The organism is Ruegeria sp. PrR005, from assembly GCF_010500245.1.
In the GTDB taxonomy this organism is placed as follows: domain Bacteria; phylum Pseudomonadota; class Alphaproteobacteria; order Rhodobacterales; family Rhodobacteraceae; genus Ruegeria_B; species Ruegeria_B marisflavi.
The window spans coordinates 97,509-114,435 of sequence record NZ_JAAGOX010000005.1; the positions used below are offsets into that span (position 1 = coordinate 97,509).

At 63.4% G+C, this 16,927-nt stretch carries 14 protein-coding genes; 12 read left to right on the plus strand and 2 right to left on the minus strand.

Annotation, left to right across the window (positions count from 1 at the left end):
- Positions 1-23 precede the first annotated feature (23 nt).
- The 4 genes from G0P99_RS03995 (at position 24) to G0P99_RS04010 (ending at position 5,181) form a co-directional block, all read left to right on the plus strand.
- Positions 24-1,199, plus strand: coding sequence for an aminotransferase (locus tag G0P99_RS03995; protein WP_164127948.1), 1,176 nt, complete (start codon positions 24-26; stop codon positions 1,197-1,199).
- A 90-nt stretch (positions 1,200-1,289) separates the two neighbouring features.
- Positions 1,290-3,134 carry a peptidylprolyl isomerase gene (locus G0P99_RS04000; protein ID WP_164127950.1) on the plus strand — a complete coding sequence of 615 codons (1,845 nt, stop codon included), beginning with the start codon at positions 1,290-1,292 and terminating at the stop codon, positions 3,132-3,134.
- Positions 3,135-3,145: 11 nt separating this feature from the next.
- Positions 3,146-4,657 carry an anthranilate synthase component I gene (gene trpE, locus G0P99_RS04005; protein WP_164127952.1) on the plus strand — a complete coding sequence of 504 codons (1,512 nt, stop codon included), beginning with the start codon at positions 3,146-3,148 and terminating at the stop codon, positions 4,655-4,657.
- Entirely contained in the window at positions 4,657-5,181 is a 525-nt protein-coding gene (locus G0P99_RS04010; protein ID WP_164127954.1) for a HutD family protein, read from the plus strand. The genes trpE and G0P99_RS04010 overlap by 1 nt, the downstream gene beginning before the upstream one ends.
- 60 nt (positions 5,182-5,241) lie before the next feature.
- Here G0P99_RS04010 and G0P99_RS04015 read toward each other — a convergent pair whose 3' ends face one another.
- A complete protein-coding gene (locus G0P99_RS04015; protein ID WP_164127956.1) occupies positions 5,242-6,681 on the minus strand; it encodes a divergent polysaccharide deacteylase family protein in 1,440 nt (479 codons plus the stop codon).
- 162 nt (positions 6,682-6,843) lie between these two features.
- Between G0P99_RS04015 and G0P99_RS04020 the strand changes: the two genes are divergently transcribed.
- The 6 genes from G0P99_RS04020 (at position 6,844) to lexA (ending at position 11,660) form a co-directional block, all read left to right on the plus strand.
- The gene (locus tag G0P99_RS04020) at positions 6,844-7,425 is read left to right on the plus strand and encodes an aminodeoxychorismate/anthranilate synthase component II (protein WP_164127958.1); all 582 of its coding nucleotides are present in this window, start codon (positions 6,844-6,846) and stop codon (positions 7,423-7,425) included.
- Positions 7,422-8,441 carry an anthranilate phosphoribosyltransferase gene (gene trpD / locus G0P99_RS04025; RefSeq protein WP_164127960.1) on the plus strand — a complete coding sequence of 340 codons (1,020 nt, stop codon included), beginning with the start codon at positions 7,422-7,424 and terminating at the stop codon, positions 8,439-8,441. The genes G0P99_RS04020 and trpD overlap by 4 nt, the downstream gene beginning before the upstream one ends.
- A complete protein-coding gene (gene trpC / locus G0P99_RS04030; protein ID WP_164127962.1) occupies positions 8,438-9,250 on the plus strand; it encodes an indole-3-glycerol phosphate synthase TrpC in 813 nt (270 codons plus the stop codon). Before trpD ends, trpC begins: the two co-directional genes overlap by 4 nt.
- Positions 9,250-9,723: a cyclic pyranopterin monophosphate synthase MoaC gene (gene moaC / locus G0P99_RS04035; RefSeq protein ID WP_164127963.1), complete on the plus strand. Its 474-nt coding sequence runs from the start codon at positions 9,250-9,252 to the stop codon at positions 9,721-9,723. Before trpC ends, moaC begins: the two co-directional genes overlap by 1 nt.
- On the plus strand, positions 9,720-10,889 hold the full coding sequence (gene glp, locus G0P99_RS04040; RefSeq protein ID WP_164127965.1) for a gephyrin-like molybdotransferase Glp: 1,170 nt from the start codon (positions 9,720-9,722) through the stop codon (positions 10,887-10,889). Before moaC ends, glp begins: the two co-directional genes overlap by 4 nt.
- Before the next feature lie 78 nt (positions 10,890-10,967).
- Entirely contained in the window at positions 10,968-11,660 is a 693-nt protein-coding gene (gene lexA, locus G0P99_RS04045) for a transcriptional repressor LexA (protein ID WP_164127967.1), read from the plus strand.
- Here the strand turns inward: lexA and G0P99_RS04050 are convergent.
- Complete coding sequence (locus G0P99_RS04050; RefSeq protein WP_164127969.1) at positions 11,654-13,684, minus strand: ComEC/Rec2 family competence protein; 2,031 nt, start codon at positions 13,682-13,684, stop codon at positions 11,654-11,656. The two genes, lexA and G0P99_RS04050, sit on opposite strands and share 7 nt — an antisense overlap.
- A gap of 79 nt (positions 13,685-13,763) precedes the next feature.
- Between G0P99_RS04050 and gltX the strand changes: the two genes are divergently transcribed.
- Together gltX and G0P99_RS04060 are read left to right on the plus strand one after the other, a co-directional pair.
- Positions 13,764-15,170, plus strand: coding sequence for a glutamate--tRNA ligase (gene gltX / locus G0P99_RS04055; RefSeq protein WP_164127971.1), 1,407 nt, complete (start codon positions 13,764-13,766; stop codon positions 15,168-15,170).
- A gap of 123 nt (positions 15,171-15,293) precedes the next feature.
- Positions 15,294-16,589 carry a citrate synthase gene (locus tag G0P99_RS04060; RefSeq protein WP_164127974.1) on the plus strand — a complete coding sequence of 432 codons (1,296 nt, stop codon included), beginning with the start codon at positions 15,294-15,296 and terminating at the stop codon, positions 16,587-16,589.
- Positions 16,590-16,927: the final 338 nt, after the last annotated feature.

Below are 16,927 nucleotides of genomic sequence, written 5' to 3' on the forward strand. Positions count from 1 at the left end.
AGATCAAAAACAGAGCACGCCCGATGACCCTGCCCCGCACCGCGACCACCTTTGCTCCACCGGTGATGGAGGCGCGGCGCTGGCTGGATGGGGTGGTCTTTCCCGCTGACCGCCCCTTGATCAATGTCAGCCAGGCGGCCCCCGTCGACCCACCGCCGCAGGCGCTGCGCCAAGCGATGGCCGATTTCGCCCTGACCGAGGACAGCGCGCATCTTTATGGCCCGGTGCTGGGCAACCCCGATCTGCGCGCCGAACTGGCCGACCAGATCAGCCGCCACTATGGCGGCACTGTCAGGCCGGAACAGGTGGCAATCACCTCGGGCTGTAACCAGGCCTTTGCCGCCGCCATCTCGGCGATTACCGGCGAAGGGGATGAGGTCATGCTTCCCACGCCATGGTATTTCAATCATAAAATGTGGCTCGACATGGCAGGCGTCAGGGCGGTGCCGCTGGCCACCGGACCCGGTCTTTTGCCCGATGTGGACGCTGCCCGCGCCCTGATCACGCCGCGCACCCGCGCCATCGCACTGGTGACACCGAACAACCCCGGCGGCGTGGAATACCCGGCCGATCTGGTCGGTGCATTTTACGATCTGGCCGTCGAACACGGTCTGAGGCTGATGGTCGACGAGACCTATCGCGATTTCGACAGCCGGTCAGGCGCGCCGCATGATCTGTTCACCCGGCCTGACTGGGACCAGACGCTGGTACATCTCTATTCCTTCTCCAAGGCCTATCGGTTGACCGGGCACCGGGTCGGCGCGCTGGCAAGCCACCCCGACCTGTTGGCCGAGATCGAGAAATTCCTCGACACAGTCGCCATCTGCCCCGGCCAGATCGGCCAGCATGCCGCGCTGTGGGGTATGCAGAACCTTGGCCAATGGGTTGCCGGTGAACGGGACGAAATCCTCGACCGCCGCGCCGCGATCGAGGACGGCATGCCGGCGCTCGAAGCGAAGGGCTGGAAACTGCTCGGGCTCGGGGCCTATTTCGCCTATGTCGAACATCCGTTCGACATCTCCTCGGACGAATTGGCCAAACGTCTGGTGAGCGAGGCCGGTGTTCTGCTGCTTCCCGGAACGATGTTCATGCCCGAAGGAGACCCGGCCGGGGCGCGGCAGTTGCGCATCGCCTTCGCCAATCTCGACCGGGCTGGAATCGGGCAGTTGTTCGACCGGCTTTCCACCGTCCGTATCTGACCTTGCCCACCGGTGCTGCCCGGCGTATTCAGGGCGGCAATCAAAGAGGCATGGCAGAAAAGCCAGATCAAGCCGCAGCAAGGGGGCGACATGGCCGCACGCGTCAAAAGCTTATCGAAAACCTTCGTCTGGATTCTCATGGGTCTGCTGATGGCTGGCCTTGCGGGGTTCGGCGCCGTGAACCTGAGCGGGACGATCCGCACCGTGGCCACGGTGGGAGACGAGACGATCAGCGTCGATGATTATGCCCGCGAGCTGCAACGCGAGATTCGCGCCGTCGAGGCACAGACTGGCCAACCCCTACAAATGAGCCAGGTGCGCGATCTGGGCATTGACCAAAACGTTTTGGCTCGTTTGGTGGCGATTGCCGCCCTGGATAACGAGGTCGCGGGCCTTGGCGTGTCGATCGGAGACGAGAACCTGAGCAAGGAGATCGTCCAGATTCCGGCTTTTCAGGGCGTCGATGGCAAGTTCGACCCCGAGGGCTATCGCTATGCGTTGGATAACGCAGGGCTGAGCGAGGCCGAATTCGAGGCCGACCTGCGCCGGGAATCGGCGCGCACGCTGGTACAGGGCGCGATCATGGGCGGGCTTTCCATGCCCGATACCTTTGCCGAGACGCTTGCGCAGTTCGTCGGCGCCCGCCGCAGCTTTACCATGGCAACAGTTGCCCCGGCTTCGCTGGACGAACCGGTGGCGGAACCCACTGACGCGCAGGTCGCGGCCTATTACTCTGAAAATACCGACCGGTTCATGCTGCCGCAGACGAAACGGATCACCTATGCCATCCTGTCGCCGGAAATGCTGCTGGACAGCGTGGCGCTTGAGGACAGCGCGGTTCGGCAACTCTATGAAAGCCGCGAAAGCGAATATCATCAGCCCGAGCGCCGCCTTGTCGAACGCCTGGTGTTTGCCGATGACGACGCAGCCGCCAGTGCAAAAGCACAGCTCGAGGTCGGCTCCGCCACGTTCGAGCAACTGGTGCAGGACCGAGGGCTGCAATTGTCCGACATTGATCTGGGCGACATGACGGCCGATGATCTCGGTTCCGCCGCCGAGGCGGTCTTTGCCGCCGGTGTCGGCGAGGTGGTAGGCCCGCTTCCCTCGGACCTCGGGCCCGCACTCTTCCGGGTGAATGGCACTCTGGACGAGCGTCTGACCAGTTTCGAGAGCGTCGAAGCCGAATTGCGCGACGAACTGGCCGGTGAACAGGCACGCCGCCAGATCGAGGCACAGGCCGAAGCGCTGAGCGACATGCTCGCGGGCGGCGCGACACTTGAGGAACTGGCACAGGAAACCGCGATGGAACTGGCCCAGGTCGACTGGACCGATGACAGTTCCGAAGGGGTCGCCGCCTATTCCGGCTTCCGCGATGCCGCGACCGAAGTGACCGAAGGCGATTTCCCCGAAATCCGTTTTCTTGAAGACGGATCGGTCTTTGCCCTGCGCCTGGACGAGGAACTGGCGCCGCGTCCGGAACCGCTGGAAAACGCGGGCGATCGTGTCGCTGCGGCCTGGATCGCCGAGGAAACGGCCAAGGCCCTTGCCGACAAGGCCGCCAGCGTCGTGACCGGGCTGGCGAAAGACGGCGATTTCACCGCGACCGGCCTGCCCTATCGGGTTGAAAATGGCCTGACCCGCACGGCGTTTATCGACGGCACGCCGGCTGACTTCATGGAGCAGGTCTTTGCCATGCAACCGGGTGACCTGAAGGTGATCAACGGAACAGACGCGGCCTTTATCGTGCGGCTGGACGAGATCTTGCCGCCTGCGGAAACCGATGAACTTGCACAGATGAAACAGGCGCTAAGCGCCCAGGTCAGCCAGGCCCTCGCCCAGAACATCTTCGACCTTTATGTCCGTGACGCCCAGACCCGTGCCCAGCCGACGCTGGACCAGCGGGCTCTGACTGCGGTGCAGACCAGCTTCCAGTAAGGGGCCGCAACATGGCGCTTACCCCCGACTTCGAAACCTTTGCCCGGGCCTACGAGGCCGGTGAAAACCAGGTGGTTCACACCCGGCTGGCAGCCGACCTCGACACGCCCGTGTCCCTGATGCTCAAGCTGACGGGCGCGCAGAAGGACGCCTTCATGCTCGAATCCGTGACCGGCGGCGAGGTGCGCGGGCGCTATTCGATCATCGGGATGAAGCCGGACCTGATCTGGCGCTGCCATGGCGAAACCTCCTCGCTCAACCGGTCGGCCCGGTTCGATCCCGACGCCTTTGTCGCGCAGGACGGTAATCCGCTGTCCAATCTGCGGGCGCTATTGGCAGAAAGCCGCATTTCGTTGCCCGAGGACATGCCGCAGGCCTCGGCCGGGCTCTTCGGCTATCTTGGTTATGACATGGTCCGGCTGGTCGAGCACCTGCCCGACGTTAACCCCGATCCTCTGGGCCTGCCGGATGCGCTGATGATGCGGCCTTCGGTCGTTGCCGTGCTTGACGGCGTCAAGGGAGAGGTCACGGTCGTTTCTCCGGCCTGGGTCAGCGAAGGCCAGACGGCGCGCGCAGCCTATGCCCAGGCGGCCGAGCGGGTAATGGACGCGGTGCGCGACCTCGAACGTGCCATGCCCGGCGAGAGCCGAGACCTGGGCGAAGCCTATGAAGTGGCGCCGCCGGTGTCGAACTTTACCAAAGACGGCTACAAGGCCGCGGTGGAGAAGGCCAAGGAGTACATCCGCGCGGGCGATATCTTCCAGGTCGTGCCCGCGCAGCGCTGGACGCAAGAGTTTCCCTTGCCACCCTTTGCGCTCTACCGCTCGCTCCGGCGCACGAACCCCTCGCCCTTCATGTTCTATTTCAATTTCGGCGGCTTCCAGGTGGTGGGTGCAAGCCCGGAAATCCTGGTGCGTGTATTCGGGCAAGAGGTGACCATTCGCCCGATCGCCGGAACCCGCCCGCGCGGGGCCACGCCCGAGGAGGATCGCGCGCTCGAAGCGGATCTTCTGGCCGACAAGAAAGAACTGGCCGAACACCTGATGCTGCTCGACCTTGGCCGCAACGATGCCGGGCGAGTGAGCAAAGTCGGCACCGTGCGCCCGACCGAGAAATTCATCATCGAGCGTTACTCACATGTGATGCATATCGTGTCGAATGTCGTGGGCGAACTGGCCCCGGACAAGGACGCGTTAGATGCCTTTTTTGCCGGGATGCCTGCCGGAACGGTCAGCGGTGCGCCCAAGGTGCGCGCGATGCAGATCATCGACGAACTGGAGCCCGAGAAACGCGGCATCTATGGCGGCGGTGTCGGCTATTTCAGCGCCGGTGGCGACATGGACATGTGCATCGCGCTGCGCACCGCCATCGTCAAGGACCGCAAGCTCTATATCCAAGCCGGTGGCGGCGTGGTCTATGACAGCGATCCCGAAGCAGAATTCATGGAGACCGTGCACAAATCGAACGCCATCCGGCGGGCGGCGGCGGATGCGGCGCGTTTCACTGGCAACGGCAACCGCTGATGACCGTTCTCGATCCGCTCACACTCCCGCCTGTTCCCTGGAAGAATGGCGGTGGCGTGACGCGCGAGATCGCGGGCAGTCCGCCGACCTGGCGGCTTAGCCTGGCTGATGTGGCTAGCGAAGGCCCCTTCTCGGTGTTTTCCGGGCTTGAGCGTATTTTGACGGTGATCGAAGGCGCCGGGATGGAGCTGCATTTCGGCCAGCAGGTGCGGCATGCGCTCTTGGGTGAGCCGTTACGATTCTCGGGCGACGACCCGGTCACCGGTGTACTGCCCCATGGGCCCATCCGCGATCTGAACCTGATCTACGACCCGCGCCAGGTAAACGGCACGGTCGAGATTTTCGCGGGCGCCCAAAGCCTGTCGACCGGTCCCACCGAAGTCGCAGTCTATGTTCTGACGGGCTCTGCCACCTGCCAAGGTCGACATCTGGAAGCCGGCCAGATGATCCTCCAGCGCACCGCACCGCTCGACCTGTCCGAAGGGACCAAGGTGATCTGTATATCCGTCTCGGACTGCGGCTGATTCTTCATCTTTTCAAAAAATACTCCCGCCGGAGACATCGCGCCGTGCCGGCGCGATACGCTATGGCGTGCCACGGGTCATGACCGCCGATATCGGCGCCAAGGCGACCCGACCGGCACGGTCCTGCAAGCCCCAGAGCAGCAGCGCCGAAATCGTGTCCGGCCGGACCCGGCCCAACATGACGACTGCCCCTTCCTGACCGGCGCGGAACGCGGCCTGATCGAGGAACCGGCGCATCACCGTGGGCGATTGTCCGGCACCGTCGAAATCCCGGAACACAACAGCTGCCGGTATTCCGTCACGGGCCGCCAGCTTGTAGACCGTGTTCAGCCCGTTGTCCTGTGTCAGCAACCCGCGCCCGGTGCCTGCCGCAATCGCGGTGACTTGATCCGAGAGTGCCCGGTTACCCTGGATCCCGGCCTCGGTCCCCTCCAGAATGCCCACAGTCTCGGGCAGCTTGTCCAGCCAGACGGACATCGACACCTCGGCATCCTGCGCGGTGGAGGCTGGGGCCAGATCGGCGATGATCAGAACCTCGGCGCCAGCAGACCGATAGCGCGCCATCTTCTCGGCGGCATCGGGATCGTTCGGGTCGAGCGCGTAACTCAGCGGATAGGGGAATTCCCGAAGCGCCTCGCCGCCCAACCCGTCTTCGTCGTCAATCAGGACGATCGACAGCAATGGCTTGTCTTCGGGGTTGTCGAACTCTGCCGCGAACAAGTTGATGGGCCGTGTGTCCGGCGCATCGCCGGCCGTCTCTGCCTTGTCACGCTCGGTGAGGGGAATGACTGGCGTGCCGACGCGGGGTGCCGCGGCCTCTGCCTCGGAACCGATCTGCGGCAGCGCGGCGATACGCGGAGCCTCCTCCTCTTCCGTTTCCGGCGCCTCTGCGGCCTGGGTATCGGGCGTTGGAACAACATCCCTGTCCGGCGCGGTCGTGGTGGCGACTTCGTCCTTGGAAGGTTGTGCATCGGTGCTGGTGGCAACTTCCGGCGAAACATCTGGCACGCTGGGTGCGGTGGCCTGATCGGGTACGGATGTGGTCGACAATGCCGGTTGTGCCGGAGCGGCGGTGTTGATCGTGGGCTCGGTGCTGTCTTGCGGTGCAAGCGGCGCTTCGGCCAGCGGTGCCGGAGCAACCGGTTCGACGCCGTCAACCGAGACATCCGCACTGGCCGTCTCGGCCGGTTCCGTGATCGCATCAGAGGCCGCGCCAACAACGGGTTTCTCAGGCGGTTGCGTATCGGTCCCGGACAAGGCCGTCAGCGTTTCACCGCCATCCTTGGCATCCGGCTGGCGGGGTGCCAGTTCCACCAGGTCCGCATCGCGCCCGGGGGCTGCGATTTGTCCGGTCTCGGGCTGCGCCGCACCGCCCTGCGAGGACGGGGCATCGCTTGCTACATCGGGTCGTTTCGGCAGAGGCGTAGCAAGTGACAGCCACGCCCCCGCGATTGCCACCAGGATAGCGCCCGTAAGGATACCTCCGAAATATCCGCCCATCTCCTCAAGCCTCTTTGATTGGTCTTGTTTCTACTTTTTGCCTGTTGCTCCCGTCTGCCCTTGACGCTGCCGCGCAAGCCTGAACATGTAGGGGCGCGACCACTATAGCTTGGCTGGGCCCTGCGCCACCAGCCCCTAATGCCCGACAGGAAAAGGCTCAAGATGCTGCTCTTGATCGACAACTACGACAGTTTCACATACAACCTCGTGCATTACCTGGGCGAACTTGGCGCCGAGATCGAGGTGCGTCGCAATGACGCCCTGAACGTGCAGGAAGCGATGGCCATGCGGCCCGCCGGTATCCTGCTGAGCCCGGGCCCCTGCGACCCCGATCAGGCCGGAATTTGCCTTGCCCTGACCGAAGCTGCCGCTGAAACGCGCACGCCGTTGATGGGTGTTTGCCTTGGTCACCAGACCATCGGTCAGGCCTTTGGCGGCAACGTGGTGCGCTGCCACGAGATCGTGCATGGCAAGATGGGCAAGATGCATCACACCGGCAAGGGCCTGTTCGCCGGTCTTCCCTCGCCTTTTGAGGCAACACGGTATCACTCCTTGGTCGTGGACCGCGAGAGCCTGCCCGAGTGCCTGGAAATCACAGCCGAGCTGGAAGACGGCACGATCATGGGCCTGCAACACAAAAGCCTGCCGATCCACGGCGTTCAGTTCCACCCGGAATCCATCGCCTCGGAACACGGGCACGCCCTGCTGAAGAATTTCCTTGATACGATGAAGGTTGCGGCATGAGCGACGCGCTGAAACCGTTGATCGGTGCCGCAGCCGATCGCCCCCTGACCCGGGCCGAGGCCGAAGCGGCCTTTACCATCCTTTTCGAAGGCGAAGCGACGCCCAGCCAGATCGGCGGTCTGTTGATGGCGCTGCGCACGCGCGGTGAAACCGTCGACGAATTTGCAGCCGCCGCCGCCGTGATGCGGGCCAAATGCAACGCGGTTCGCGCACCCGAGGGCGCGATGGATATCGTGGGCACCGGCGGTGACGGCAAGAACACGCTCAACATCTCGACTGCGACCGCTTTTGTGACCGCTGGCGCGGGGGTTGTCGTGGCGAAGCACGGCAACCGCAACCTCAGCTCGAAATCCGGTACGGCCGATCTGCAATCGCAGATGGGAATCAACGTGATGGTCGGCCCAAAAATCGTTGAAAAGGCACTGAAAGAGGCTGGCATCGGCTTCATGATGGCGCCCATGCATCATCCCGCGACCGCGCATGTGATGCCGACCCGGACCGAGCTGGGAACCCGCACCATATTTAACATCCTGGGGCCGCTCACCAATCCCGCCGGGGTCAAACGGCAACTGACCGGGGCGTTCACCCGATCGCTGATCCGGCCCATGGCCGAGACGCTGGGCCTGCTGGGATCTGATCGTGCTTGGCTGGTCCATGGTTCGGACGGCACCGACGAGATGACGATCACCGGCGTCACCTGGGTCGCCGCGCTGGAGGACGGAACGGTCAAGGATGTCGAATTGCATCCCGAAGACGCCGGCCTGCCGGTGCATCCGTTCGAGGCGATCATCGGCGGCACACCCGAAGAAAACGCAACCGCATTCCGGGCCCTGCTGGACGGCGCGCCGTCGGCCTATCGCGACGCGGTGCTGCTTAACGCGGCCGCCGCGCTGGTGGTGGCTGACACCGCCGCCGACCTGCGCGAAGGTGTCGCCATGGCCGCCGAAAGCATCGACAGCGGCAAGGCCCGTGCCAAGGTCGAGGCGCTTGCCCGCATTACACAGGAACCCGCATGACCGAGACTGTTCTGGACAAGATCAAAGCCTACAAACTGGAAGAGGTCGCCGCCGACAAGGCCCGCGTACCGCTGTCGACGCTTGAGGCCGATGCGCGCGAGGCCGAACCGACACGCGGCTTTGCCGACGCACTGATCCAGGCGACACGCGACGGTTATGGCCTGATTGCCGAGATCAAGAAGGCCAGCCCGTCAAAAGGCCTGATCCGCCCGGATTTCGATCCACCCGCTCTGGCAGCAGCCTATGCCGAAGGCGGCGCGACGTGCTTGTCGGTGCTCACCGATACCCCCAGCTTTCAGGGGGCCAAGGAATACCTGTCTGCGGCCCGCGCGGCCTGCACCCTTCCGGCCTTGCGCAAGGACTTCATGTACGACCCCTATCAGGTTGTCGAGGCGCGCGCGCTTGGGGCGGATTGCATCCTGATCATCATGGCCTCGGTCGAGGACGCGCAGGCAGAAGAGCTGGAACAGACCGCCATGGACTGGGGCATGGATGTTCTGATCGAAGTGCATGACGAGGCCGAACTGGACCGGGCACAACTTCTGAAAAGCCCGCTCATCGGCATCAACAACCGTAACCTCAAAACCTTTGAGACCTCGCTCGACACCACCCGGCGGCTGTCAAAGCTTGTGCCTCCGGACCGGATCATCGTGTGCGAAAGCGGGTTGAACACCTCGGCCGATCTGGCGGACATGGCCCGCTATGGCGCGCGGTGTTTCCTGATCGGCGAAAGCCTGATGCTGCAGGACGATGTGGCGCAAGCCACCCGCGACCTGCTTGCCAACCCGCTGATGCCCGGAGCGATGTGATGGCGCTTACCCATTTCGACGCCAAGGGCGACGCGCATATGGTCGATGTCTCCGACAAGGCGGTGACGGACCGGGTTGCGGTTGCGCGCGGGCATGTCGTGATGGCGCAGGCGACATTTGATCTGATCTCCGAGGGCCGCGCCAAGAAGGGCGACGTCCTGGGCGTGGCGCGTCTCGCCGGCATCATGGGGGCCAAGAAAACCCCCGACCTGATCCCGCTCTGCCATCCGCTTCCGATCACCAAGGTTGCAGTCGAACTGACGCTCGACCCGAACCTTCCCGGTGTTCAGATCGAAGCAACGGTCAAGACCACCGGCCAGACCGGGGTCGAGATGGAGGCGCTGACAGCCGTGTCCACCGCCGCGCTGACGGTCTATGACATGGTCAAGGCCGTCGACAAGGCGATGCAGATCGGCGGGATCCACGTTGCCCTTAAAGATGGCGGAAAATCAGGACGTTATGAGGCGACATGATCACCGTCGAAGAAGCGCGCAAACTGCTGCTGGATCTGGTCACCCCGGTTGACACCGAACAGGTGCCATTGGCCCAGGCGGCCCGGCGCGTGTTGGCGGCCGATGTGGCCGCAACCCGGGATCAGCCGCCTTTTGCCGCCTCGTCGATGGACGGTTATGCCTTGAAATCCGCCGAGGTTGAACGCCACGCGATGCTCAAGGTGATCGGAGAAGCCGCCGCCGGCCATCGCTATGGCGGTCAAGTAGGCGCCGGACAGGCCGTGCGCATCTTTACCGGCGCACCTGTTCCCGACGGCGCGGATTTTGTTGTCATTCAGGAAGATGTGGAGCGAAAGGGCGACCTGATCACCATTCGGAACCACCCCGGAGACAAATCAAACATTCGCCCCGCAGGTGCCGATTTCCGGGTTGGTCAGATCATCTCGTCCCCGCGGATACTGCGACCCGAAGACATCGCGCTGCTTGCTGCCATGAACACACCGGTGGTACCGGTGCGCCGCAAGCCGGTTGTTGCCTTGATTTCGACAGGCGATGAACTGGTCATGCCCGGAGAAGAGCCAGGACCCGACCAGATCATCGCATCGAATACCTTCGGTCTGAAAGCGATGTTTGAGGAGGCGGGCGCGCATGTGCGTTTGTTGCCGATCGCACGCGATACCCGCGGATCGCTCGCCACCGCCCTGGATCTCGCGTCAGGCGCGGATCTGGTCGTCACCGTCGGTGGCGCCTCGGTCGGCGACCACGACCTGGTCGGCGATGTCACCTCTGGGCTTGGGATGGAGCGCGCCTTTTACAAGGTACGCATGCGGCCGGGCAAGCCCCTGATGGCTGGTCGCCTGAACGGCACGGCAATGGTTGGCCTGCCTGGAAACCCTGTTTCTGCAATGGTTTGCGGACATATCTTCGTGTTGCCCATGTTGCAGAAGCTTCTGGGTCTGAACCCGCAAGTGAACTTCCACCGGGCAACGCTGGCGGCCCCGTTATCCGCCAACGGCCCCCGCGAGCATTACATGCGGGCCACGGTCGAAAATGGCCAGATCATCGCATTCGGCGATCAGGACAGCTCGCTCCTGTCGATCCTGGCGCAAGCAAACGCCCTCTTGATGCGCCCGCCCGATGACCCGGCCTTGGCCGAAGGTACCCAGATACTCTACTTGCCGTTGTAGGTTGCTGACACGCTTGTTGACACAAAACAGGAACATGCGTAGAACAAATGTAAACACACGGGTAAAGGGGTGCGGGCCATGCTGACCAAGAAGCAACTGGATTTGCTGGAATTCATTCACAAGCGGATGCAGGCGGACGGTGTTCCGCCCAGTTTCGACGAGATGAAACTGGCGCTGGATCTGCGCTCCAAATCCGGCATCCACCGGTTGATCACCGCACTGGAAGAGCGGGGTTTCATCCGCAGACTGGCCCACCGGGCCCGGGCAATTGAAATCGTGAAACTTCCTGAAAGCCTGGGCGGCGAGCCGACGACAGGTTTTACCCCTCGGGTGATCGACGGAGACCGGCCCAATTCACGCCCGGCAAACGCCGAGCCGGTCGGTATCCACGTCGTCGAGCTTCCCGTTATGGGCCGCATTGCCGCTGGCGTTCCGATCGAGGCGATCAGCCACGTCTCGCACCAGGTTGCGGTACCCGGCAGCATGATCGGCCGAGGCGAGCATTATGCGCTCGAGGTCAAGGGCGACTCGATGATCGAGGCCGGTATCAACGATGGCGATGTCGTGGTGATCCGCGAAACTTCGGTGGCTGACAATGGCGATATCGTCGTGGCCCTTGTCGAAGGTCAGGAAGCGACGCTGAAACGGTTCTTCCGTCGCGGTGGCTCCATCGCGCTTGAGGCGGCCAATCCGGCCTACGAAACCCGTGTGTTCCCCGAGGACAAGGTGAGCGTTCAGGGTCGTCTTGTCGGGTTGATCCGGACCTACTGATCCCGCTGCGCTGTCGGCGACCACAGTCGGCGCTCCTGCCCTGCGATGGCGGACAGCTTGCCATCCTGTGTCAGGCTGACAGCCCCCGTGCGCGAAAGGCTGGCGGGATCAAACACCATGCACGGACCGTTCAGGTCCAGTGGTACGGAGGAAATGACGATCTCCGTCTTGGTACACCCGGAGAGTTGCTGCGCCCCGCGCTTGCCGGTCACATGCACAATTTCGACCGCCCCGCTCCGTATCCGTTTGATGCTGCCCTCGCCCGGCCACCGCGCGGCGGCAGTCGGCTGATCGGCACCGTCGCCATCATTCTCCAGCCAGACTCCGGCGATGAATCCCGAGCCCCGCGGTTTGCTCAGCGCGCGCCCCTCTGGCGTCATGATCCCGACCAGCCCGCCGGTGTCGGCCACCAGAATCTCCGGCCGCTCTGCCAGGGACCACATCACCAGCGACGCAGCAATGACCGGAACACCAACCAACCGTAACCGCCCGCGCCACAAGACAATCCACAGCCAGCCAAGCGCCAGCAGCGGCAGCACCTCTGCCCCGGGACGCGCCACAAAACCCTGAGCACCTTCGATACCGGCGGTCCAATGCGCCACCTCAAGGATCCAGGTGAGCCCCAGCCCCATAAGATCCAACCCGATCCAATCAAGCGAGATCGGAGCCAACACCAGCGCCAGAACCGCTGCCGGAATGATCAGCACCCCCATCAGCGGGACCGACACCAGGTTTGCCAGCAGCCCGTAATGGGCAATGGTGTTGAAATGCGCGGCTGCGACCGGTGCCGTGGCCAATCCGGCCACTGCCGAAGACACCACTAGCCCCGCCACCGGATGCAGCCACCGCGGTCCCAGGCTGATCTCTGCGTCCCGGATCCAGCCAAAGACCGCGACCAGCGCCACGGTCGCGGCGAAACTCATCTGGAACCCCGGACCAAGCAGCGCCTCGGGGCGCAGCAGCAGCACACCGGTGGCCGCGGCTGCCACCGCACGCAGCGACAAGGCCCGTCGGTCGACCAGCACCGCCCCCAGCATGACCGCGACCATGACAAAAGCCCTTTGCGTCGCCACGTTGCCCCCCGACAGCGCCAGATACCCCGCCGCGACCAGCAAAGCGCCAATGGCCGCAAGCTTCCGCACCGGCAGGCGCAACGCGAGCGATGGGATCAACGACAGGCCAACCCGCAATGCGGCAAACACGAACCCCGCGAGAAGCCCCATGTGCAATCCCGAGATCGCCAGCAGATGCGCCAGATTGCTTGCCCGAAGCGCCATCAGGGCAGATTGGCTGACACCGCTGCGGTCACCCGTGGTCACGGCGGCGGCAAACCCGCCGACATCGCCCGGCAGTTGCTCGCGGATCCTGTCCGAGGCCGCCGTTCGGACAGCCAGCAGGCGCAGCCGGAATGCGCTGGTATCCGCAGGGGCCGCGACCAACATGGGCGTTCGCGTGTACCCGATCGCCCCCAGCCTCTGAAACCAGGCGTGGCGCCGGAAATCAAAGCCGCCGGGCTCCACCGGGCCTTGCGGCGGCGCAAGATGCGCCATTGTCATGACACGCCCGCCCGGAGGCAATTGCGCGGTATCGTCGGACAGGGATATCCGGACCTGGTCCGGCACTTCGTCCGCCGCGATCCTGTCCATCCGGACCCGGTCCAATGTCACCCGCAACCGGTCCGAAGCAGAGCGGTCCAGCGCAATGACGCGCCCCTCGACCGGGCCGTAATATCGCCAGTCGAGCACCGGGGCCGAGACATAATGCGCCCGACCCGCCGCCAGCAGGAACCCGGAGTTGACCAGAACCAGCGCCCAGAGCAGCGGCGACCACGCGGCGGACACCCGCCGGGCCAGGACCGCCAGAACCAGCGCGACACAGGCGACGAATGCGACGCCCCCTGTGCCCGGCTCCTGCCGTGGCAGAAAGTAGAAACCGATCCCGATGCCCAGAAAGACCGGAACCCAGGGAAACAAGTGCCCCCTCTGCTCCAGCAGGCCGCGTTCGATCCTGGCCAGAACGCGCATGCTTGCTCCTGATCGCCCGGCTCGTTAGACAGGCGTCAAACGCTAGCCCCCCATGGTTACCAAAAGGTAAATTGAACTTATGCCGGAACAGGTCGTTACCCGTTTTGCCCCCTCGCCCACCGGATATCTCCATATCGGCGGTGCCCGCACCGCCCTGTTCAACTGGCTTTACGCTCGGGGACGTGGCGGAAAATTCCTGCTCAGGATCGAGGATACCGACCGGGCGCGCTCCACGCCCGAGGCCACGGCCGCCATCCTGCAAGGGCTGAACTGGCTGGGCCTGGACCATGATGGCGAGGTGATCAGCCAGTTCGAACGCGCGCCCCGGCATGCCGAAGTGGCGCGGGAGTTGCTGGCCCAGGGCAAGGCCTATAAGTGTTTTTCCACACAGGAAGAAATTCAGGCCTTTCGCGAGGCCGCCCAGGCCGAGAAACGCTCGACCCTGTTCCGCAGCCCCTGGCGCGACGCCGATCCGTCGAGCCATCCGGACGCGCCCTATGTCATCCGCATCAAGGCGCCGCAGAGCGGGGAAACTGTGATCCGCGACCAGGTGCAGGGCGATGTGACCATCCGCAACGACCAGCTCGATGACATGGTCCTGCTGCGCTCGGACGGGACGCCGGTCTATATGCTGGCGGTGGTGGTCGATGACCACGACATGGGGGTGACCCATGTGATCCGGGGTGACGACCACCTGAACAACGCCGCCCGCCAGATGATGATCTATGAGGCGATGGGCTGGGATGTGCCGGTCTGGGCCCATATCCCGCTGATCCACGGACCTGACGGCAAGAAACTGTCCAAGCGCCACGGCGCGTTGGGAGCGCAGGAATACCAGGCCATGGGCTACCCCGCCGCCGGCATGCGCAACTATCTGGCGCGACTGGGCTGGAGCCATGGCGACGACGAGTTCTTTACCGATGCGCAGGCGCGCGCGTGGTTCGATCTGGATGGAATCGGCAAATCTCCTGCCCGGTTCGATCTGAAAAAGCTCGAGAATCTGTGCGGCCAGCATATCGCGATCTCGGATGATGCTGCGCTGCGGCAAGAGCTGGAAGCCTATCTTGCGGCAGCCGGTCTGCCTGCTCTCAGCACGACACAATCCAGTGATCTCGAACGTGCGATGTATTGCCTCAAGGACAGGGCCCGCACTTTTCCCGAACTTGTTGAAAAAGCATCTTTTGTTCTGGCATCCCGCCCCATTCAACCGGATGAGAAAGCCGCCGCTGCGCTGGCGTCTGTATCCGACGGTATACTGAGAGAATTGACGCCGCACTTGCAAAATGCTAGCTGGACGCGAGATAGTCTGGAAGAAGCTTTGAACGCTTTTGCCGAGGCCAAGGGAACCAAGTTTGGCAAGCTTGCCGGTCCACTCAGGGCCGCACTTGCAGGACGTTCGATTACGCCTTCGGTTTTTGACATGATGCTGGTTTTGGGACGCGACGAAAGTCTGGCCCGTATCCAGGACGCGGCCGAGGCTGCCTGATCTTTACGATCGGGTAAACTCACGCGGTTAAGACCCGGGTCTGCGCGCGCGCGTGCGGACACGCCCGCATGGGACACGCGCCAGAGCCGCATGCCCCGTGCCTGCCATAAGGAAGGGACAAGAATGACTGAAGATAAGAAAACCGCGACGCTGAGCCTGAACGGCCAAACCTACGAGTTGCCAGTCCTTTCGCCTTCGACGGGCCCGGATGTCATTGATATCCGAAAGCTTTACGGTCAGGCGGGGGTCTTTACGTATGACCCGGGCTTCACCTCGACCGCGAGCTGCGACAGCACCATCACCTATATCGACGGCGAGCTGGGCGAGCTGTTGCATCGCGGTTATCCGATCGACCAGCTGGCGGCCAAGTCGCATTACCTCGAGGTCTGCTATCTGCTGCTTTACGGTGAGCTGCCGACCGCAAAGGATCTGGAGAAGTTCGAGACCACGATCACCCGCCACACCATGATCCACGAGCAGATGCACTATTTCTTCCGGGGCTTCCGCCGGGACGCGCATCCGATGGCGACCATGGTGGGTGTGGTCGGCGCGATGTCGGCCTTCTACCACGACTCGACCGATATCGCCGATCCGCATCAGCGCGAGATCGCCAGCCACCGGTTGATCGCCAAGATGCCGACCATCGCGGCGATGGCGTACAAATACTCGATCGGCCAGCCGTTCATGTATCCGCGCAACGATCTGGACTACGCGGCCAACTTCCTGCAAATGTGCTTTGCGGTGCCGGCCGAGCATTACCATGTGGACCCGATCCTGGCCCGCGCCATGGACCGGATCTTTACGCTGCATGCCGATCACGAGCAGAACGCCTCGACCTCGACGGTGCGTCTGGCCTCGTCCTCGGGCGCCAATCCGTTCGCCTGTATCGCTGCCGGGATCGCCTGTCTCTGGGGGCCCGCGCATGGTGGGGCGAACCAGGCGTGCCTTGAAATGCTTAAGGAAATCGGCACTCCGGACCGTATTCCCGAGTTCATCGCCCGCGCCAAGGACAAGAACGATCCGTTCCGTCTTATGGGCTTTGGTCACCGGGTCTACAAAAACTTCGATCCGCGCGCGACCGTCATGAAACAGTCCGCCGACGAGGTGCTGGATCTGCTAGGCGTGGAGAACAACCCGATCCTGGCCACCGCCAAGGAACTGGAACGCGCGGCCCTGGCCGACGACTACTTCGCCGAGAAAAAACTGTTTCCGAACGTGGACTTCTACTCGGGCATCATCCTTGAGGCGATGGGTTTCCCGACCTCGATGTTCACGCCCATCTTCGCCGTGTCTCGAACCGTGGGCTGGATCAGCCAGTGGAAAGAACAGTTGTCCGACCCGCAGCACAAGATCGGCCGCCCGCGTCAGCTCTACCTCGGCTCGACCGCGCGCGACTATGTGGATATCGAAGACCGCTGATCCGATCCGTTGGAACAGAGCAATTCAACCCCGGTGGAGTCATCCGCCGGGGTTTTCCTTTTGTCCCACGAATTGACCGTTTTGTACGCCGCAAAAGACCCCGATTGTCCGTTTTGTACGGCGGTCACCGGGCCCCCGGCCCAGCCTGCCAAAGCGATTCCCCGACCGGCCAGAGGCGGGTTTGCCCGAGTCGTTTCCGATTTCACCGCCTGTGCCGGGCCACGGGAAAAACCGTTTCCGCGTCGTAAACGCCGCGCACCCTGATTTAGGGGTTTTGGCCGGGAAAACGGTAATTTTATGTCCAAATTGTGGCGCTCCTCCTAGGGTCGGTCGCTGAT